Annotated in this window: 18 protein-coding genes and 1 pseudogene; 10 read left to right on the top strand and 9 right to left on the bottom strand. The window is 68.0% G+C overall.

Translation table 11 applies throughout. The features are described 5' to 3' along the window. Positions 1-279 precede the first annotated feature (279 nt). Entirely contained in the window at positions 280-1374 is a 1095-nt protein-coding gene (locus tag ADL29_RS29805; protein ID WP_053926812.1) for a M20 family metallopeptidase, read from the top strand. 743 nt (positions 1375-2117) lie between these two features. Here the strand turns inward: ADL29_RS29805 and ADL29_RS29800 are convergent. Together ADL29_RS29800 and ADL29_RS45585 are read right to left on the bottom strand one after the other, a co-directional pair. Further along, a complete protein-coding gene (locus ADL29_RS29800; RefSeq protein ID WP_053926663.1) occupies positions 2118-3083 on the bottom strand; it encodes a GNAT family N-acetyltransferase in 966 nt (321 codons plus the stop codon). Positions 3084-3210: 127 nt separating this feature from the next. Next, positions 3211-3371 (bottom strand): annotated as a pseudogene (locus ADL29_RS45585) (IS5/IS1182 family transposase); the annotation flags it as partial. Between the two features lie 107 nt (positions 3372-3478). Between ADL29_RS45585 and ADL29_RS29795 the strand changes: the two are divergent. Next, the gene (locus ADL29_RS29795; RefSeq protein ID WP_053926662.1) at positions 3479-4177 is read left to right on the top strand and encodes an alpha/beta fold hydrolase; all 699 of its coding nucleotides are present in this window, start codon (positions 3479-3481) and stop codon (positions 4175-4177) included. 268 nt (positions 4178-4445) lie between these two features. After that, positions 4446-4619, top strand: coding sequence for a hypothetical protein (locus ADL29_RS43750; RefSeq protein WP_157878607.1), 174 nt, complete (start codon positions 4446-4448; stop codon positions 4617-4619). Here the strand turns inward: ADL29_RS43750 and ADL29_RS29790 are convergent. Beyond that, positions 4607-5011, bottom strand: coding sequence for a DUF5997 family protein (locus tag ADL29_RS29790; RefSeq protein WP_053926811.1), 405 nt, complete (start codon positions 5009-5011; stop codon positions 4607-4609). The genes ADL29_RS43750 and ADL29_RS29790 overlap by 13 nt on opposite strands. 58 nt (positions 5012-5069) lie before the next feature. Between ADL29_RS29790 and ADL29_RS29785 the strand changes: the two genes are divergently transcribed. Next, complete coding sequence (locus ADL29_RS29785; protein WP_078971388.1) at positions 5070-5873, top strand: LysR family substrate-binding domain-containing protein; 804 nt, start codon at positions 5070-5072, stop codon at positions 5871-5873. A gap of 185 nt (positions 5874-6058) precedes the next feature. Here the strand turns inward: ADL29_RS29785 and ADL29_RS29780 are convergent, their stop codons facing one another. Further along, positions 6059-6949: a DUF2268 domain-containing putative Zn-dependent protease gene (locus ADL29_RS29780; RefSeq protein WP_053926660.1), complete on the bottom strand. Its 891-nt coding sequence runs from the start codon at positions 6947-6949 to the stop codon at positions 6059-6061. A 397-nt stretch (positions 6950-7346) separates the two neighbouring features. On the opposite strand from ADL29_RS29780, the gene ADL29_RS29775 reads away from it, so the two are divergent. Both ADL29_RS29775 and ADL29_RS29770 read left to right on the top strand, forming a co-directional pair. Continuing rightward, positions 7347-8021: a TetR/AcrR family transcriptional regulator gene (locus ADL29_RS29775; RefSeq protein WP_053926659.1), complete on the top strand. Its 675-nt coding sequence runs from the start codon at positions 7347-7349 to the stop codon at positions 8019-8021. A gap of 145 nt (positions 8022-8166) precedes the next feature. Continuing rightward, on the top strand, positions 8167-9372 hold the full coding sequence (locus tag ADL29_RS29770; RefSeq protein ID WP_053926658.1) for an acyltransferase family protein: 1206 nt from the start codon (positions 8167-8169) through the stop codon (positions 9370-9372). Positions 9373-9935: 563 nt separating this feature from the next. On the opposite strand, the gene ADL29_RS46725 is transcribed toward ADL29_RS29770, so the two are convergent. The 3 genes from ADL29_RS46725 to ADL29_RS29755 form a co-directional block, all read right to left on the bottom strand. Continuing rightward, positions 9936-10262, bottom strand: a complete 327-nt coding sequence (locus ADL29_RS46725) for a transposase (protein WP_053926657.1) — start codon at positions 10260-10262, stop codon at positions 9936-9938. 58 nt (positions 10263-10320) lie between these two features. Beyond that, positions 10321-10818 carry a GNAT family N-acetyltransferase gene (locus ADL29_RS29760; RefSeq protein WP_053926656.1) on the bottom strand — a complete coding sequence of 166 codons (498 nt, stop codon included), beginning with the start codon at positions 10816-10818 and terminating at the stop codon, positions 10321-10323. Between the two features lie 475 nt (positions 10819-11293). After that, entirely contained in the window at positions 11294-12025 is a 732-nt protein-coding gene (locus tag ADL29_RS29755; protein ID WP_053926655.1) for a dienelactone hydrolase family protein, read from the bottom strand. A gap of 460 nt (positions 12026-12485) precedes the next feature. On the opposite strand from ADL29_RS29755, the gene ADL29_RS29750 reads away from it, so the two are divergent. Beyond that, positions 12486-13103, top strand: a complete 618-nt coding sequence (locus ADL29_RS29750; RefSeq protein WP_053926654.1) for a lipoprotein — start codon at positions 12486-12488, stop codon at positions 13101-13103. Between the two features lie 240 nt (positions 13104-13343). Next, positions 13344-14171: an alpha/beta fold hydrolase gene (locus tag ADL29_RS29745; protein WP_053926653.1), complete on the top strand. Its 828-nt coding sequence runs from the start codon at positions 13344-13346 to the stop codon at positions 14169-14171. A gap of 57 nt (positions 14172-14228) precedes the next feature. On the opposite strand, the gene ADL29_RS29740 is transcribed toward ADL29_RS29745, so the two are convergent. Continuing rightward, entirely contained in the window at positions 14229-15038 is an 810-nt protein-coding gene (locus ADL29_RS29740; RefSeq protein ID WP_053926652.1) for a maleylpyruvate isomerase family mycothiol-dependent enzyme, read from the bottom strand. A 66-nt stretch (positions 15039-15104) separates the two neighbouring features. Beyond that, positions 15105-17102 carry an aldehyde dehydrogenase family protein gene (locus tag ADL29_RS29735; protein WP_078971386.1) on the bottom strand — a complete coding sequence of 666 codons (1998 nt, stop codon included), beginning with the start codon at positions 17100-17102 and terminating at the stop codon, positions 15105-15107. A gap of 274 nt (positions 17103-17376) precedes the next feature. On the opposite strand from ADL29_RS29735, the gene ADL29_RS29730 reads away from it, so the two are divergent. Both ADL29_RS29730 and ADL29_RS29725 read left to right on the top strand, forming a co-directional pair. After that, entirely contained in the window at positions 17377-17844 is a 468-nt protein-coding gene (locus tag ADL29_RS29730; RefSeq protein ID WP_245689689.1) for a MarR family winged helix-turn-helix transcriptional regulator, read from the top strand. A 132-nt stretch (positions 17845-17976) separates the two neighbouring features. Continuing rightward, a partial coding sequence (locus tag ADL29_RS29725) for an oxidoreductase (protein WP_483855169.1) occupies positions 17977-18215 on the top strand: 239 nt, incomplete at its 3' end.

The raw sequence follows: 18215 nt of genomic DNA, 5'->3' as shown, positions 1-18215 counted from the left end.
GCCGGGCGCATCCGACAGGGCTTGGGGGGGGCGACTGGGACGGCGGGTCGTGTGGGGTGGGCGGGGAGACCTGAGCCTCGAAGGCTGGATGTACCAGGCCTGTGTCTGTACTGCCTGCATTCCTGTGTGACCGGCCCGCCGTGCCTGTCCGCGCGACCTCCTGGACCCTGGGCAACCGACTTGGACCCTGAGCAACCGACGATGCCCCTGCAGACAGGCACACCCCATTTCTCACAGCGAACCCAAGTGACCTTGAAGTAACCTTGTCACGTGACGACGATGCACAAGACCGTCGATGCGAGCGTCGACGCGATGCTTGAGGACCTCAGGACACTCGTCGAAGTCGAGTCTCCATCGCGCGATCTCGACGCCTTGCTGGCATCGGCCAAAGCTGTCGCCGCTGTCATCGAGAGCCGCCTTGGCGGGCAGGCCGTCCTCGTGGAGAGTGAAGCCGGGCCGCATGTCCACTGGTCAGCAGGCGGCGACCCCACGGTACTGATCCTCGGTCACCATGACACGGTGTTTCCGCTCGGCACCCTTGAACGCCGCCCGTTCACGGTCAAGGACGGGCAGGCAACCGGCCCAGGGGTCTTTGACATGCTTGGCGGTTTGGTGCAGGCCATTCATGGCCTGGCGACGCTCGATGACCGGTCGGGAGTCGAGATCCTGGTCACCGCCGACGAAGAGGTCGGCTCCCGCTCCTCTCGAGCTCTCATCGAAGAACGAGCCCTTGCCTGCGGCGCTGTCCTCGTGCTCGAGGGCGCCGCTGACGGCGGAGGCCTGAAGACCGGCCGTAAGGGCTGCGGCACGTTCCAAGTCTCCGTAACGGGCCGGGCGTCGCACGCCGGCCTTGAGCCTGCAGCCGGGGTCAATGCCCTGATCGAAGCATCCCACCAGGTACTGGACATCGCGGCGCTTGGCCGACCCGACCTCGGCACGACGGTCACCCCGACCGTCGCGTCCGCAGGAACCCTGGACAACGTCGTTCCCGCAGAGGCGACCGTCATCGTCGACGTCCGCGTCGAGTCGGCCGACGAGAAGGAGCGCATCGAGTCTGCGTTCGCGGCGCTGGCTCCACATCTCGCTGAGGCGGAGATCGCGGTTCAGGGAGCCGTCGGCCGGCCCCCGATGCCTGAGTCGGCGTCGGCTGAACTCTTTGCGGTGGCCCAGCAGCTGCTTCCTGACCTCGAAGGCAAGGCAGTCGGCGGCGGAAGCGACGGCAACTTCACGGCGGCTCTGGGGGTGCCGACGCTCGACGGCCTTGGAGCGGTCGGGGGCGGTGCCCACGCCGACCACGAGTACCTGGTGATCGGAGCCATGGTCGAGCGGGCGAACCTCGTTGCTGGACTGGTGAACGCGATGAGGAACGCGTAGGGGGACGAGGGCAGCCGAGGGGAGTCGGAGCAGCACATTCCGAGGTTCGACTACGCAGACAGCCGGCAGCTGGAGGCGGAGAGCCTGAACAGGTTCCCGGCACGGAACAGCTGCGAGGGCGTACTGGGCGAGTGCCTTCCTGACGGCATGGTGACCGTTGCGGCGATTCCCGTGGTCCAGCGGTGGTGAGGTGCTGACAGGCGCGCAGGCCGCGGCACAGATCTTCACGGCACCGGCCTGGGCATCACTCGGGGACGTTCGAGCAGACCACCGCGCTCCAGCGCGACAGCCGAAGGCGTCCTCACCCTGAGTTGCGCGCTGATCCGCTGCCCCGCCCGTCAGAACTGCTCAGGGAAAGGTCTCACCCTCATGCACTTGCCATTCCCAGACACTGGGCGCACCCTCCACAAGCCTTCCGACTCGCACCTTCTCGTCAAGCGACGTCACGCCAGGCAGGCGAGCATAGTCATCCGGGAGCACGTCCAGCAGACTCCTGACACGTTCTCCCGTACGGAGTGCGATCAGCAACTCGCACCGCAGGTGACGGGGGACAGCCGGGCGGTGGGGCAGGCAGTGCCACAGAGCCGGCCACAGGTAGTGGGGCTCGTCGGCGGCTGCATTCGCCGCTGTCCAAGGCATCGGCAGGCGCTGGCCGAGGCCGAGGTCAAGTGCTCGCTCCTCCAGTTCCAGCAGCGATGTCGTAGCAACGGCCTTGAGTTCACGAGGCAGCGGTCGGTCCGAGTTCATCGATCCATGCTCCCCTCACTCACGACCCGCTCCGGTGCACCGGCCCTCGGCCTCTCGCTCGCCGGGAGGCGTGCTTCGAGCGCGCTGACCTCGGACGGAAGATCGGTGGTGAGCCAGCGCATCATCGAGGCCTTGACCGCCCGGCCGAGTCCGAGTCCGCGGAACTCGGGCAGCACAGCGGTGTCCTCCTGGTAGCAGTGGCTTTGCTGCCGCGGGACGAGGGCGATCTCGGTGAAGGCCGCCACCGCCTCGCTGCGCTCCTCAACGGCTGCGACGTACCGATGTGTTTCGCCGGTCTCGCGCATCCTGGCCTCGTACTGCCGTACCCGTTCCGCGGTCCAGTCGGGGTGTTGATAGCTTGCCTCACCCGTGGGTGAGTCGGCGATGGCGTTGCGCGCTCGGGCGAAACTCTGCACGAGGTTGTCCGGGGCTGAGTCCACCCACTGCTCGATCCGGAACCCGGGCGCCGGCGGCACCTGCCACCGCGCCGGGTCCGCGCTCTTGATGTCCAGGTGGTGCGAGGCGCGCTGCACGACCGTGCGGAAGCCCAGGGCATGCGTCCACTTCTCACCGTCCGCGCCTGCCTTGGCCTGACCGGCGATCACCCGGCAGCCACGCGCGTGGATCTCCGGCAGCATCGCCTGGAGCAGTCGCGTCCCGACGCCGCGTCTGCGGTTTCGGGTTGACACACGCACCGCGATGATGGCCCGCGCGCTGTTCTCGTCCGGCGGGAAAACGGCGCTCGCCGTGCCGATCAGCCGCCCGTTGTCGCGCGCGACCCACAACCGCTGAAACCCGAGGTACGAGGTGGGCCTGCACAGCTGGTGCACGTAGGAGTCGTACGGCGGCACCGGGTTGCTCGGGTAGTCCGCGGCGGTTGACGTGACGGAAAGGTCGTACCAGGCGCGGAGTTCATCCGCCGACGCGCGTTCCGCTGCGAACGGCCCTGTTTCCAAGCTCATGACGATGCTCCTTGCTCATGACGATGCTCCTTTCCCAGGGGCGTGTTCGACGCCAGCCCGGGCTTGCGGTGGGAGGTGTTGGGTTCCTCGCTCCAGGGCGGGAGTTCGGCTTGGCGCCGCGCTCGCGGAGGACCCGGTCCTCCGGCGGCAGACTCCACGGCCAGCCCTTGCGCACCGGGTCCGCACTCTCACGCCGCAGCACGGGGAGCGCCTTGCCGAACTGACGCATGCTCAGCCCCGAAAGGTGCCTGTCCAGTACGGCTCCAATGCCGTGGGCACACCAGACACCGCAAGATCATCTCACCGGTGACCAGCAGTTACGCGACAAGTCCGAGGACGTGTATCGAACGAGTTTTCAGGGCCGTTGGGTCGGACTGCCCCGCTACTGTGCAGTCATGGCGAATTTCGTACTGGTTGCAGGTGCGCGGCTCGGGGCGTGGGCGTGGGACGAGGTGGTGCCGTATCTCCGTGCGGCTGGCCACGGCGCTCACCCGTTGACGTTGTCCGGTCTTGCCGAGAAGCGCGGTGTGCCGGCTGGGCAGCAGACCCACGTCCAGGACATCGTGGACGAGGTCGAACGCCTGGATTTGCGCGATGTCGTCCTGGTAGGTCACAGCTACTCAGGCATCCCGGTCGGTCAGGCTGCGGAGCGGATCGGCGACCGGCTGGCCCGCATCGTCTTCGTCGACGCCAGTGTTCCGGCCGATGGTGAGTCGTTCGTCTCCGCCTGGCCGGACGGCGGGGCGATGGTGAAGGCATCGATCGCCGAGAACGGAGGTTTTTGGCCGCTTGTACCCGCAGCCCACTACGACGGCCAGGGTCTCACCGATGAGCAGGTCGCACGGATCGTGGGTGGCTCGACGCCGCACCCAGGCGCCACGCTCACCGAGCCCGCCGTGTTGTCACGGTCGCTTGGCGAACTTCCGGCGACGTATCTCCTGTGCCTGCTCGCCGGCGGCGAGCCCGGAGATGACGTGGCCAAGCTGCTGACCAGCAAGCACTGGCGGCTGGGTGAGATGGGCACGGGCCACTGGCCGATGTTCTCCCAGCCACGTGAACTGGCGCAGATCTTCCTCGACGCAGCCGGGGAGTGACTGCAGGTCCACGCTTGCGGGGTGCCTTTGGGCGTGTATCCCGTGCGCTGGTCGCAGCCGCTCGTTGATGGCTGGGGCGAGGACGGATCACATGGGAGAAGCATGCGCATGACATTCACACGCTTCGCCTGGGCCACCCCGCAACGTTGCTGTTGGTGATCATCGACCGGCCGGTTGTTGAGCACCAACTGTAAGAGAGAACGCAGAGCGTCAGGAGCTGTAAACGCTCGGTCGCCGCCTATGGTGCGGAGGCGTTTCACCAGCAACCGTGACAGCCAGCGGTAAGGGCGACACCGCGCCGCCGCTGCGCGCCCCGATCGGGATGGCGGGACGGCAGGACGTCTACGGCGCGGGCGAGGCGATTCAGGCTGCCTCCGGCGTCTCCCGGGCGTACCAGGCAGTGCCGAAGGACGGAGATCAGGAACGCGGTCAGCCGGACTGATCGTCTCGCGCCGCGTTCTTCTCCTTGTGCTTCTCCTTGACGCGCACCGCTTCCTTCCGGACCTCGGCCTGGGTGGCGCGCTCCCGCTGCAGCCACTCGGGAGAGTCCTTCTTCAGCGCATCGATCTGCTCCGTGGTGAGCGGGTCTGTGATGCCACCACGGGCGAGGCCGGAGATGGAGATGCCCAGCTTCGCTGCGACCACCGGCCGGGGGTGCGGGCCGTTGCGTCGCAGTTCCTGAAGCCACTCGGGCGGATTTGTCTGCAGCGCATTGAGCTCGGCGCGCGAGACGACACCCTCTTGGAACTCGGCGGGGGTGGCCTGAAGGTACACACCCAGCTTCTTCGCCGCGGTCGCGGGCTTCATGGTCTGGGTGGTCTGGTGCGACGTCATGGTGTCAAGGGTACCGAGCGTGTGCACCGGATCCGACCACGACCGGTAGCCTGGCGGCGTGACTGGCTCGGAAGTATCCCCCTCGTTCCGGCTCGCGTATGTCCCGGGAGTGACACCCACGAAGTGGGTGCGGATCTGGAACGAGCGGCTGCCCGACGTCCCGCTGACCCTGGTCCAGGTGTCCGCCGCCGAAGCATGCGACGTGCTGCGGAGCGGCGGCGCCGATGCGGGATTCCTGCGGCTGCCGGTCGACGGTACGGACCTCAGCGCGATCCCTCTCTACACCGAGACCACCGTGGTCGTGATCCCGAAGGACCACGTCGTGACGGCGGTCGACGAGGTGTCCGCCGCGGATCTCGCCGACGACATCGTGCTGCACCCGCTCGACGACACCCTCGAATGGGAACGTCGGCCGGGACTGCCCGCGCTCGAGCGCCCTGCCACGACCGAAGACGCCATCGAGCTGGTCGCGGCGGGAGTGGGACTGCTCGTCGTCCCGCAGTCGCTCGCCCGCCTGTACCACCGCAAGGACCTCACCTACCGGACGGTTGCGGACGCCCCGGAGTCGCGCGTCGCGCTGTCGTGGCCGCAGGACGCCACGACGGATCTGGTGGAGGACTTCATCGGGATCGTCCGCGGGCGCACCGTCAACAGCTCCCGAGGACGCCGCCCGGCCCCAGCCCCGGCACAGTCGAAGCCCAAGCGCTCCGATACGGGCGACACGCGGCGGAAGTCCAGCAGCACAGCGGGCAAGTCGGCAGGCAAGTCGGTCGGCAAGAGCCCACGGAGCGGTTCCGGCGGTTCCGGCGGTTCCGGCGGTGCCAAGGGCGGCCGTCGCGGCAAGCCGCGTCGCCGGTCGTAGGACCGGGCCGGCGTCGCGCATCCGGGCGGCTGCCCCGCCCGGGAGGGCCAGGCGGAACGTCACGACTCGCCCCAGCCGGCCCGGCGCCGTGACTGCCAGCAGCAGACGACGGATCGACCTTGCTCGTGCTCTCGGCAGGCGCCAGGCACCACCCCCTGCTGGGCGCGGTGCCGTGCCCGGAGCGGTCACGCGTTGGTCGGCACGCCCGCGTTGACGAGGATCTCGCGCGCCGACAGGGCGGTGCTCTGGGCGGCAGTCAGGCCGGACGCCGCCAGGTGGGCGTCCACGATGCGCAGCCCCACCCCGTATCCGGCGAAGTCCGGCAGTCCCACGGGCTGTTGCCCCATGCGCTGCGCGGTGGCATCGCCCAGCACATACGCGGTCAGGTTCTGCATCCCGGCCACGTCGATGTCGGCACTGATCTTCTCGTAGGCACTGTCCAGTTGGGCGTCGGTCAGCGCCTTCGACCACGGGCCCATGGCCTGCTCGCCGGCCACCTCCCGAACGAACGCCTCGGCCAGTCCCTCGGCGACGACGTGTTCGCCCACCGTGACGGCCATCGGATCCCAGACCACATTCGCGTAGCGCACGTTGTGGTGGAGCTCGTGCGCGGCGCCGTACGCGATCTTCTTCAGGCTCGTTTCGGTGGGCCAGATCGTCAGGTGGATCGCGCCCGGGAAGCCGCCCATGCCGAAGTAGCCGGCACTGCGGACGGTCAGGTGGTCGTCGTCGGGGTTACCGAGCACCACGACGACGTGCACGGTCTCGGCGTGCTTGATGCCGGGCACCGCAGCGCTGATCCGCTCCCACGCTGCGGCGAGGGAGTCCTCGATCTGGTTCCACACGCCTGCGTCGCGCATCTGACGCAGGGCGGGCAGGTATCGCGAGTCCTCACGGTCGATTCGGAAGCCACTGCCCAGGCGGTGGTGCATGTGGACCAGGTCGATATCCCCCACGGTGGCCATCACGTTCTGGAGCGGGCTGAGCATTTCTCGTAGGGCGTCGGGCCGCTCGTCCAGCGGTCGCTGCAGGAGATCGAGCATGGCGGACGCCGTGTCATGAACAACAATCTTCATGAGTCGGGACGGTAGAACCTTCCGTTGCGGAAGGCGCAAGCCGTGTCGGCGAGGTCGGCGAGGTCGGCGAAGTCGGCGATTGCGGAGTGCAGCGAGGTCGCCCCGTCTGGTGGCGACTGCGACGCGCGGAGGTGTCTGCCCCGTCAAGTCCTGGCTGACGCTTTGTTGGGTCTGTGTGGTGTGCGGTGGCCGCTTCTCAGGTGACGGCTGACGTCCGTGCTTCCAGGTCGCCAGGTCGCCAGGTCGCCAGGTCTCCAGGCCAAGCCGGTGGCACCAGTGATGCGCCTGGAACGGTAGGCCCGGTCCTGCCGGTGATGACGCCCATGTTGACGCCTCGACGATCGACTCAATCGGACTCGCCTGGACAGCAGTTGGCCGAGCGCCTAAAATTTTGGCCATGCGGTCAAAAATTGATCCCGGCGGCCAGTCCGACGCCGGGAAGGGCAAGTCGGAGTCGCAGGAGCCGGAACGCTCGTTCATCGAGAAGGCGCGCCGCGCCCAGATCATCGACGCCGCCGTCGAGACCATCGCAGCACGGGGGTTTGCGAAGGCCTCATTGGCACAGATCGCCGAACGGGCGGGGATCAGCAAGGGGGTGATCTCGTACCACTTCGCAGGTAAGAGTGAGTTGATCGAGCGGCTCGTCGAGCAGGTCTACGAGGGGATCGGCGCCTTTGTCGGCGCCCGGCTGGACGGGCAGTCCGGTGGGGCCGTGTGGCTGCGCGTCTATATCGAGTCGGTCGCCGAGTACATGCTCGGCCACCAGACCCAACTCGCCGCGCTCGGCGAGATCTTCAGTCACTTCCGTACTGCTGACGGAGCGCCGCGCTATGGCATCGCGTCGAGCGAGCCGATCTACGTCGCGCTGGAGAAGGTCTTCCTGGAGGGCCAGCAGAGCGGCGAGTTCCGTGCGTTCGATGTCCGCGTCATGGCCGTCAGCCTCCAGGCCGGGATCGACAACATGTTCGCGTACTGGAGCGCTCATCCCGAGCACGACCTGACTGCGTACGCCCGCGAGCTCGCCGGCATCTTCGAGCACGCCACGCGCGCGGACAGCCGCGCCCGTGACTGAACGGCACTGCCCCCTGAACGCGCTGACCTGTGCTGAACCGCACTGACCTGACTTGACCTGCTTGAACTCAACTCAGCTCAACTCAACTCAGCTCAACTCAACTCAGCTCAACTCAACTCAACTCATTGAACGGGGAGACCATTCCATGACAGACGATCTGGAACGCACGGCCGTGATGGCCGGGCCCGAGCCGTCCGCCGACAGGCCGAAGCGCCCCCGGCTGCTCTACATCGACAATCTGCGTATCGCGCTGACGGCGCTCGTGGTGCTGCACCACACCGCGGTCACCTACGGCAACATCCCGGCCTGGTACTACACCGAGCCGGCCAAGGACGGCTCCGGGCTGCTCCTGGATGTCTTCGTCATGTTCAACCAGGCGTTCTTCATGGGATTCTTCTTCATGATCGCCGGGTATTTCACGCCGGCCTCCTACGACCGCAAGGGCGCACGTCCGTTCTTCCGGGACCGTCTCAAGCGGCTTGGCATTCCCCTGCTCGCCTTCCTCCTGCTGATACGTCCTCTGACGGGCTTCGGCGGGTACGCCGACCTGCGGGACGCCTTCGCCGAGCGCGGTAAAGCGCTGCCCTACTGGCTCTACTACGTGCTGAGTTGGGATGCGGGCCCGCTGTGGTTCGTCGAAGTGCTGCTCGTGTTCGCCGTGCTCTACGCCCTCGTCCGCCGCCGTGGCGCACGCCGCCTGCTCGGTTCCGCCGGGGAGCCCGGCCGCGAGACGGTACGGGCCCCGCGGCCGTTGCGCCCGCTCGCCGTCGTCGTCTTCACCGTCGCGCTTGCCCTGGCCACCTACCTCTGGCGCTTCGTCGTGCCGAACGACACCTACGTCCCCTTCCTCGGCCTGCCCACCCCCAGCTATATGCCGCAGTACGCGAGTTTCTTCGTCCTCGGAGTGCTCGCCTACCGTCGTGGCTGGCCGCAGACCCTTTCCCGCGCCGCGGGCCGTGTGGGCTTCGCCGTCGCCACCGCTGCGACGCTCGCGTACCTCCCCTTCGTCGCCACTGTGAAGACGGGAGCGCTCGACGGGCACGGCACCTGGCAGTCGCTGGTTTCGTCCGCGTGGGAGTCGACGTTCGCCGTGGGCATGGTCCTTGGCCTGACCGTCTTCTTCCGCGAACGCCTCAACCGGCAGGGAACCACCGCCGGATTCCTGTCCCGCCACGCCTTCGCCGTCTACGTCATCCACGCGCCCGTGCTGGTTGGGCTCGGTTTCGCATTCCGCTGGCTGCATGCCCCGGCAGCCGCCAAGTTCGCACTTGTCGCAGCCCTCGCCTTGCCGCTGTGCTGGGCCGTGGCCTATGCCGTTCGTTCCCTTCCTCGCGCGGATCGTGTGCTGTGACGGTGTAGGGGGAGACGGGCGAGCGACTGAGGCTTGGCGGCCTGATACGAATGACCGGGGGAGGGGGGAGCCGCGCGCTGCCGGCGGTGCCGGCGGTTCTCCGGAGTCGGCTGGTGGACGATGCGGACGAGAGCTTCTTGCGCTCGCGCCACCAGCCCGGCAGCGGCCCGCCTCGCCCGTCCTGGACTTCGGGCGGGCACAGGTCCACTAGAGCACGACCTCTGGATGAGACGTAAGCGGCGAACAGGCCGATCGGGCAGTTCTCCGTGCGGAAATCGGCAGGTCAACGGTGGCCTGCGTACGCGGCGGGCTGTCAGCTGTTCTTCCGCTCCGCCGGAGCTGGTGACCTGAGTCAGAAGTTCTCTGACAGCTCGTCGGTTTTCGGCGAGCTGCTCAGCGCTTCCGAGGTCAGGACCCTGGCCCGACGAAATCGGTCCTTCCGCAAGTCCTGGACGGCTCACGAGAACTGCCAGACATCTCTGACTCAGGTCAATATGCCTACCCGCGAGCACCGCCGCTGGTGCGCGGGCGTCCGACCGGGCGCGGCACCCGCAGGGCGTCCATCAACAGCGGGAGGTGCGGGGCGTCGCCTGACTGACCCGGGGAGACGAGCAGGACCAGGCGCCGACGGCGTGGATCGGCTCGAGCTCATCCTCGGCATCCGCTCGGGACACCGACGCGGTGAACGCCCTCCTCTGCCAAGTCCCGTGGACAGCCCAGTTGTGCAGCCGGGCGTAGACGCCGTTCGAGGACCCGTACTCCGGAGGAGGGCGCCGCCGCTGCGCGCCGGTTTGGTACGTCCATGCGATCGCGCCACGGCTGCTGCGGCGCGGCGTCCGGTCAGGGAGGAACGGCTCGATCCACGCCCACTGGGCATCCGTCAACGGCACATCCACACAACGATCAGACAATCCTTAACGGCACGATTCAGGCATCGACTCGGGCGTGTCACGAGGCGCGCGGCAGCGCGAGCCAGTCCTGCCAGGTAATGCCGCGGCCCAGATAACGGGGCTGCTGGAAGGGCCAGTCGGCGGCGATCCACTGCGGCACCAGCGCGTCGAGCGCCCGTTCTGCCTCGCCTCCGACGAGGTCGTCCACCACCCACCAGGAGACCTCTCCGTCGGAGCCGGTGCGTTCGGGCGGGTCGATGTAGACGCAGCCGAGGATCGCCGTCTCCTCCTCGTCCAGCAGTGCGTAGTTGAACGACTGGTGCGCGGCTATCTCCTTCTCGTGCCGCAGCAAGTCGATGCGGTCCTCTTCATAGGTCATCGTCTCCTTGGGCCAAGCCCAGGCCGGGCCGAAGATCTCCCACAAGCGCTCCCGAGAGCCCATCACGGCGGGGTAGTCGAGCGCGGTGTCCGCCTCCCGGATCGGCCGTAGGTGAAGCGTGGTGTTGGGCACGGGCACATTGACGGGGTGGACGAAGTCGTCAGGCAGCCAACTCATAGGAGCCGAGGCTACAACCAGTCGGCGCGGGTTGATCCAGTGATCCAACAGACAGGGTTGAGCAGACCACGAACGCAATCCCGCATCCGCCACCGCCATGCCCTAAACGAAACCGACCAGCTCAGGCAGCCATTTCGATGATTCGTGTCATGGCGGATCGCAGGTCGGCGCGTCACCGGCAGGTCCGTGGTGAGGACGAGGGAGAGGGAGAGGGGGCGTGCTTGGTTGTCCCTCCCTGGCCGGGTGCACCTTCGTGCTCAGCTCGTCACGGGAACGTCCGAGTGCGTGATCGCTGGGTGTTCGGGCTGGCCGGCCGCCCGCCTTTGCTCGCTCCGGCGAACGCCCCCGACGGTGGCGGGAACAAGTACCTCAAGAATCCTCAGTACTCCTCATTAATCCTCATTCTCGCTGGTCAGAGGAGCTTTCTGCGTACGTGATCACCGGTCGGACAACCGCTCCTAGAAAAGGCGCGAGGCTAGAGGTGCGATTCCAAGGCGGCGTAGACTTTCCGCCAGGCATCCGCGCCGGCCTGCGGATCGTAGTCCTCGGGGCGGTCTGCGCAGGCGAAACCGTGCCGGGCTCCCGGGTACGTCACCAGCTCGTGCGGCACTTTGGCCTCGGTGAGCTGCTGCTCGGCCTGCTCCCACTCCTCGGCCAGGATGATGTGGTCCAGCTCGCCGCGGAACCCCAGCAGGAAGGCGCCGCCCGCGGCGATCCGCTCGCTGGTCTCCAACGGGGGCACCGGGCCAACCAGCGGGAAGCCGCTGTTCAGCAGCCACCCCGGGTAGAAGACGGCCGCCAACTCGAAGCGCAGCGCGGTCGCCGCCCGCACCGCGATGTGTCCGCCCATGCTCAGCCCGAGGAAGGCCACGCCCCGCTCCCCGGCTTCCGCGCGCGCCTCCGACAGTGCCGCCGACGCATCAGCCACCAACTCGTCCCGGTCCAGCGCGCGCATCAGTACCAGGCCGTCCTCGCGCTCTTCGGCCGAGTACCCGAGCTCGGTGCGACGAGCGTTGCGCCAGTAGTAGTCGGGGGCCAGTGCAACGTACCCGGCCGTCGCCAACTCTGCGCAGGTGTCGCGGACGTAGGCGTTCACTCCGTACAGCTCGGAGCAGACCACCACCGCGCCCCGCACCTCACCCTCCGGGCGGTGCACATACGCCTCGATGCCGCCCGCTTCGCCGAGTATCTCCCACTGACCAGTCATCAGGCAGGCCCCCGCTCCTCGATGGCTCAATGTCAGCTGAATCATAGGCTCGGGAAGCGGCTTGCACGCTCGACATGGGCATACGAGTAGGGCCGATGACGCCGAGACGATCGCGTGGCGGGCCTTCCCTCGGGTGGTCCCAAGGCGTGCATGACGACTACCCCCGAGGTTGGGTAGCTGACCAGGCCATTGCAGGGCCCTCGTACGTGCCTCGCCGTGGCAGAGGCCCGGTGGCTCCTGGCGAAGACGACACCAAGCAGCAGCCCGACGCTGCCATCACCAAAGAACCAGGACGCGAGCGGGCGACGGTTTCCGGGCTGTCGGTCGGGGTGGGACGGGCACTCCCGTCCCTGCGATATCGGAAGAGACCGGAAGAGAGATGTGGTTCGAGATCGAACTTGTCGTATAAGCTGCGGCGAATTTTCTGAACTTCAATACTCAACAGTGGGGGATTTCCGGAATGCGCAAGGTGTCGCAGGCCGCGGTGGCTGCGGTCGTCGCGGTGAGCGTGCTCAGTGGCTGTTCGTTCGGTGGGGGCGACGGCGGGGGCGGGGGCAAGAAGCACAAGGCGCCCGAGAAGAAGCTCGGCGACAAGGGCACGGCGTGCGAACTGCCCGTGCACTTCATCCTCGCGACGTCCTGGAAGGCGGAGGCCATCACGCAGGCGACGGTGGACCAGATGGGCCCGCTCGGACATCAGGGGCCGCTCACGCCCGCCTGCGAGCTCGACGCCAAGCCCGCCGGGCACATCGGCTTCCTCACCGTGTGGTCCGGTACCAAGGGCGCGGCCGCGCCCGGCGGCACATCCCGCGCCCTGATGAAGAAGTTCGTCGCCGCCGAGAACTTCGAGAGCAACGTCAAGTTCCGCGAGGCCAAGGCCGGTGGCCTGCCCGTTACTGAGGCCAGCTACACCGTCACCGACCTGGCCGCCGGTGTAGTCAGGCCGGAACGCGCGTTGGCCGTGATGACCAAGCACGGTGGCGTGGTCATCCATCTTGGAGGGTTCGACGCAGACGAGCACAAGGCGATGCTGCCGGCGTTCGAGCTGGCCAAGAAGAGCCTCGGCCTGACCGCCTGACCGCCTGACCGCCTGACCGCCTGACCGCCCGACCCCTGAGCGACGAGCGACGAGCGATGCTGCCGTGGCCCCTGGGCTCGCCCTGAGAGCGAGCCCAGGCCCACGAGGGAGAGCGGTCCGGCGGATCTTGCCTGGGGTGCCCGCGCTGCTCATTACGTCGGGAGTAATCGACGGCGTGATCTCCGGTGGACGAGAGTTGCCACGTTGCCGTAACACCTCTCGTCCAGGAAGGACTCGCTCATGCCGTACTTCGAAGGTTCCGACAGGACAAGCCTGTTCTACACCGACTGGGGACAGGGCAAGCCAGTGGTGTTCGTGGCCGGGGCCTGGCTCAGCAGCAGCTCATGGGAGTTCCAGATGCTGCCGCTGTCCGAACGGGGCCTGCGCTGCATCGCCTTCGACAAGCGAGGGCACGGCCGCTCGGACTGGGTCGGCCACGGCTTCGACTACGACACCCTCGCCGACGATCTCGCGGCGCTGCTCGGTCACCTCGACCTCCGCGAGGTGACCCTGGTGGCGCACTCGATGGGTGGTGGGGAGGTGATCCGTTACCTGTCCCGCCACGGCTACGACCGGGTGAGCCGGGTGGTGCTGATCTCGGTCACCGCACCACTGATGGTCTGGGCGCCGGACAACCCGGAGGGGATCGACCGGAACGTCTTCGACGCCCTGCTGGCGGAGCGGACCCGAGACCGCCCGAGGTGGATGGCCCAGAATGCACAGGCGTTCTTCGCGACGCACCTGGGCAACAAGATTTCCACCGAGCTCATGGAGTGGACCGTGCAGAGGTGCCTCGACTGCTCGGCCAAGGCGGCCGTCGAGGTGATCAAGACGGGGTGCTGCACCGATCTGCGCGAGGAGGTCGCCGCGCTCCAGGTTCCGACTTTGATCATCCACGGCGACGCCGATGCCTCAGCCCTCATCGATCTCACCGGGCGTCGGCTGGAAAAGCTGGTGCCGGACAACACCTACAAGGAGTACCCCGGAGCGGGGCACGGCATCTTCATGACCCACGCCGATGCAGTCAACCAGGATCTGCTCGACTTCATCGGCGACACCGCATCCTGAAGATGCCGCCCGTCCCCACCAGGACACCGGCAATCACCAGTGCGGGGCAAGGGCTTGTCAGAAGGCGGAGTTGGCGAACCAGCGCAACAGCAGATCCTGGTCGCCCTCGTGCTCGACGGTGTCGCTGGTGTGCTGCCGGCGGCCGTAGAGGAGCAGCAGGAGGTCGGCTGCGGGTGCCTGGACAGTAGCGTCTGTGGTGATATCTGTGGTGATGTTCCCAGTGGTGTTCGCGGTGGTGTCTGCTGTTGCGTGGGCCGGGGTGATCCCGAAGCCGTCGGGGCGCAGGGTGACGAGCCAGGCGGCGTTGGCATCGGTGGTGCGGAAGAGGATGGTTTGGCCGGTCCCGCGCAGGTTGGCCACCTTGGGCGCGAAGAAGGTGGCGAAAGGCAGGTTGACGAGGAACTCGTCGATCCCGTCGACGGCGAGTGTGCGGTCGATCGCGGGCCGGAGCCCGAGGGTCAGCTCGGCGTCGGCGCGGTGCACCAGGGTCTCGAAAAGCATGCGGCGCGCCCAGAAGCGGGCATGGTGGTCGGCGCCCCACGCCCACATCGGCAGGTCCGGGTCGGTGGTTGCGAACGCGTCCGCGGCCACGGCCGCGCTCTCGTCCAGCCAGCCGGGGTAGGCGTCGGTCCGCGTCGGGAGCCGAAGGTCGACTTCGCGGCTCTGCGGGGGGCTTTGGATGCGTGCGTGCAACAGGGTCGAGAACCAGCGCTGGACGCTGCCGGTGTGCTTGACCAGGTCGGCCAGCGTCCAGTCGGGGCAGGTGGGCACAGGGGTTGCCAGGTCGGCCCCGTTGAGCACGGAGGTGAACTTGGCGGTCTCGGTCGCCACGGCTGCGCGGTGGTCGACGGGGTGCCAGGTGGTCATGGCATCGTTCCTTCGGCGGGTTCGGCGGGTTCGGCGGGTTCGGCGGGTGGGCCGGCAGGCGGGTGGTCAGTTCAGCGGCTTGTCGAGGACGGCCTTGGTGTGGCTGAACGTGTCGATGGAGTACTCACCGTGGTAGCGGCCCATGCCGCTCTCCCCGACGCCGCCGAACGGGAGGTCGGGCACGGCCAGGTGGGAGACGGAGAGGCCGAAGACGAGGGCACCGGAGGAGGTTTCCTCCGTCAGACGCTGCTTGGTCCGCTCCGAGTCGGTGAAGGCATACAGCGCGAGCGGCTTGTCGCGGTTGTTGATGAAGGCGATCGCGTCATCGAGGTCGGGCACGGTGATGATCGGCAGGATCGGGCCGAAGATCTCCGCCTGCATCACCGGGGCGTCCGGGGAGACATCGGCGAGGACGGTGGGGGAGAGGTAGTGACTGGCGCGGTCGTGGTCGCCGCCGGTGACGACGCGTCCGGCGCCGAGCAGGGCGGTGAGCCGGTCGAAGTGGCGCTCGTTGACGATCCGTCCGTACTCGGGGTCGGCCGCCGGATCGTCGCCGTACGCCTCGCGGACCGCGACGGCCAGCTGCGCCTCGAGCTCCGCGGCGGTGTCGCCGATGGCGAGGATGTAGTCGGGGGCGACGCAGGTCTGGCCGGCGTTTTGGAACTTGCCACGGACGATCCGCTGCGCGGTGGCGGTCAGATCGGCACCCGGCTCGACCACGACCGGGCTCTTGCCGCCGAGTTCGAGGGTGACGGGGGTGAGGTGCTTGGCCGCGGCCGCCATGACGATCCGGCCGACCGTGCCGTTGCCCGTGTAGAAGATGTGGTCGAAACGCTGCTCCAACAATGCCGTGGTCTCGGCGACGGCACCCTCGACGACGGCCACGGCGTCCCGGCCGAGGTAGCGGGGCAGCAGGCGGGCCAGCGCGGCCGAGGTGGCCGGGGCCAGTTCGCTGGGCTTGACCACGGCCGTGTTGCCGGCCGCCAGGGCACCCACCAGCGGGGCGAGGGCCAGCTGGAGCGGGTAGTTCCACGGAGCGATGATCAGTACGACGCCGAGCGGGTCACGGACCACCCGGGCATCGGCGGGGAGGAAGGCCTGGGGAACCGCGGCCGGCTTCGGCCGCAGCCATTCCTCCAGATGCTGCACGGTGTGGTCGAGCTCGTGGAGTGTGAAGCCGATTTCGGTCCGGTAGGCCTCGGTGGGCCCCTTGCCGAGGTCGGCGTGCAGGGCGGCCAGGAGGTCGTCGGCCTGCTCGGTGAGCAGCGCGCGCAGGGCGCCGAGCCGGTCGAGGCGCCAGGCGAGCGGCTTGGTGCGGCCGGTGTCGAAGGCGCTGCGCAGCCGGGAGACCACCGTGGCGGGGTCGGTGGAGAGGGCGTCGACGAGGGTGTGGGCCAGGGCCGCGGAGGAGCCCGGGTTCTGGCCGGTGTACAGGTTGCGGTCGGTCACGGTGTGCGGAGTGAAGGGGGCGGCCTCGACGAAGTCGGCGCCGAGCTCGACCAGGCGGTCCTGGACCAGCCACGGGGCCTTGTCGGCGAGACCGACCGCGGCTTCCTCCGCGTTGGTGAAGGAGGTCATCCGGTAGCCGGCGAACGGCCAGCTGCCGTCCTCGCGGCGGGCGGCGAGGAGCGCGGCGGGGGCGTGGCAGACCACACCGAGCGGCTTGCCCGAGTCGAGCGTACGGGTGAGGATCCGGCCGGAGGCCTCGCTGACCGCGAGGTCCTCCATCGGCCCGTGGCCGCCGGGGTAGAAGACCAGGTCGTAGACGTCCGGGTCGACGTCCTCCAGCTTGGCCGGGGCATCGAGTCCCTCGCGGATCCTGTCGAGGTACGCGCCGATGGCGGCGGCGGGCTCCGCACCGCCGTTGGCCGCCGCGCTCAGGCTGCCCTGGTCGACGGGGGCGGGGACACCGCCGGGGGTGGCGATGGTGATCTCGTAGCCCGCCTCGCGGAAGATCCGGTGCGGCTCGGCGAGTTCCTCGGCCCAGTAGCCGGTCGGGTGCGGGGTGCCGTCGGCGAGGGTCCAGTGGTCGGCGCCGGTGACGACGAAGAGCGCGGAAGGCATGGTGGTGCTCCTGAACGACGTGTTGCGATGTGTGGTGGCGTGGTACGGGGCGGATCCGGGGCCGGTCGGGCCTCGGCGCGGACAGCCGTGGCCGCCAGAGCTCGAACCCCTGGATGCGTGAACCCCTACATGCGTGAACCTCTACATGCGTGAACCCCTACATGTTTCGATCCCTGCATGATTGAGTGCCTGCATGGTGGAACTCTTCAAGTAATGAGATGACGGTAGACCTCAATATTTGAGTACGTCAAGCAGTCTCGCCTAGGCTGAGGCCATGACCCGCTCCAAGCCGCCCGCATCGCCATCGGATCCACCGCCATCGGATCCCACGCCCACGCCCATGCAGCTGATGGATCAGCTCGCGCAGGCCGCGGCGCTCTACTACCGGAATTTCGCGGCCGTGGCCGCGGAACGTGATCTCACCTTGATGCAGGGGAAAATGCTCGGCCTGCTGCGGCGGCCGATGCCGATGAGGAGCCTCGCCGACCTGCTGGCCTGCGACGCCTCGAACGTCACCGGCATCGTCGACCGCTTGGCCGCGCGCGGTCTGGTGCGCCGTGAGGCCGACCCCTCTGACCGGCGGGTCAAGCGGGTGATCCTGACCGAGGAGGGTGAGGAGACGGTTCGGCAGATCCGCTCCGAGCTGATGTCCAACCTCACGGGACTGGAAGGCCTCGGGGAAGAGGATCGGCGCTCCTTCCAGCGCTTGCTGGGTCAGGTACTTCCGGCTGTCTCCGTCTGACGGCCTCTGGGTGTGTGTCGGGCGTCACGGCGCGGTCCGCCGGACGGGAGGAATGCGACGGCCGACCGGATGGTTGAGTGGCATGTATCAATGCATGTGCACATACCGTCCGGTACTGCGAGGAGCGCTCCCATGACCGTCACCACTTCTCCCGCCTCCCGTGCGGCCGAGCTGTTGTCCCGGCCCGTTGCGTTGAACGGCCTGACCGTCCCGAACCGGATTGTGATGGCGCCGATGACGCGGATGTTCTCGCCGGGTGGTGTGCCTGGTGGGGATGTGCGGTCGTATTACGCGCGTCGGGCGGCTGCGGGTGTGGGGCTGATCGTCACCGAGGGGACCTATGTGGGTCATGAGTCGGCGGGGCAGAGTGA

It is taken from the genome of Streptomyces chattanoogensis (assembly GCF_001294335.1).
Lineage (GTDB): Bacteria > Actinomycetota > Actinomycetes > Streptomycetales > Streptomycetaceae > Streptomyces > Streptomyces chattanoogensis.
The sequence above is the reverse complement of the archived record's forward strand: the minus strand, read 5'-3'. Positions and strand labels throughout refer to the sequence as shown.

Coding starts and splice junctions, on each gene's coding strand:
- ADL29_RS29805 (WP_053926812.1), top strand. CDS start 280: ATGCACAAGACCGTCGATGCGAGCGTCGACGCGATGCTTGAGGACCTC.
- ADL29_RS29800 (WP_053926663.1), bottom strand. CDS start 3,083: ATGAGCTTGGAAACAGGGCCGTTCGCAGCGGAACGCGCGTCGGCGGAT.
- ADL29_RS29795 (WP_053926662.1), top strand. CDS start 3,479: ATGGCGAATTTCGTACTGGTTGCAGGTGCGCGGCTCGGGGCGTGGGCG.
- ADL29_RS29790 (WP_053926811.1), bottom strand. CDS start 5,011: ATGACGTCGCACCAGACCACCCAGACCATGAAGCCCGCGACCGCGGCG.
- ADL29_RS29780 (WP_053926660.1), bottom strand. CDS start 6,949: ATGAAGATTGTTGTTCATGACACGGCGTCCGCCATGCTCGATCTCCTG.
- ADL29_RS29775 (WP_053926659.1), top strand. CDS start 7,347: ATGCGGTCAAAAATTGATCCCGGCGGCCAGTCCGACGCCGGGAAGGGC.
- ADL29_RS29770 (WP_053926658.1), top strand. CDS start 8,167: ATGACAGACGATCTGGAACGCACGGCCGTGATGGCCGGGCCCGAGCCG.
- ADL29_RS29760 (WP_053926656.1), bottom strand. CDS start 10,818: ATGAGTTGGCTGCCTGACGACTTCGTCCACCCCGTCAATGTGCCCGTG.
- ADL29_RS29755 (WP_053926655.1), bottom strand. CDS start 12,025: ATGACTGGTCAGTGGGAGATACTCGGCGAAGCGGGCGGCATCGAGGCG.
- ADL29_RS29750 (WP_053926654.1), top strand. CDS start 12,486: ATGCGCAAGGTGTCGCAGGCCGCGGTGGCTGCGGTCGTCGCGGTGAGC.
- ADL29_RS29745 (WP_053926653.1), top strand. CDS start 13,344: ATGCCGTACTTCGAAGGTTCCGACAGGACAAGCCTGTTCTACACCGAC.
- ADL29_RS29740 (WP_053926652.1), bottom strand. CDS start 15,038: ATGACCACCTGGCACCCCGTCGACCACCGCGCAGCCGTGGCGACCGAG.
- ADL29_RS29735 (WP_078971386.1), bottom strand. CDS start 17,102: ATGCCTTCCGCGCTCTTCGTCGTCACCGGCGCCGACCACTGGACCCTC.
- ADL29_RS29730 (WP_245689689.1), top strand. CDS start 17,377: ATGACCCGCTCCAAGCCGCCCGCATCGCCATCGGATCCACCGCCATCG.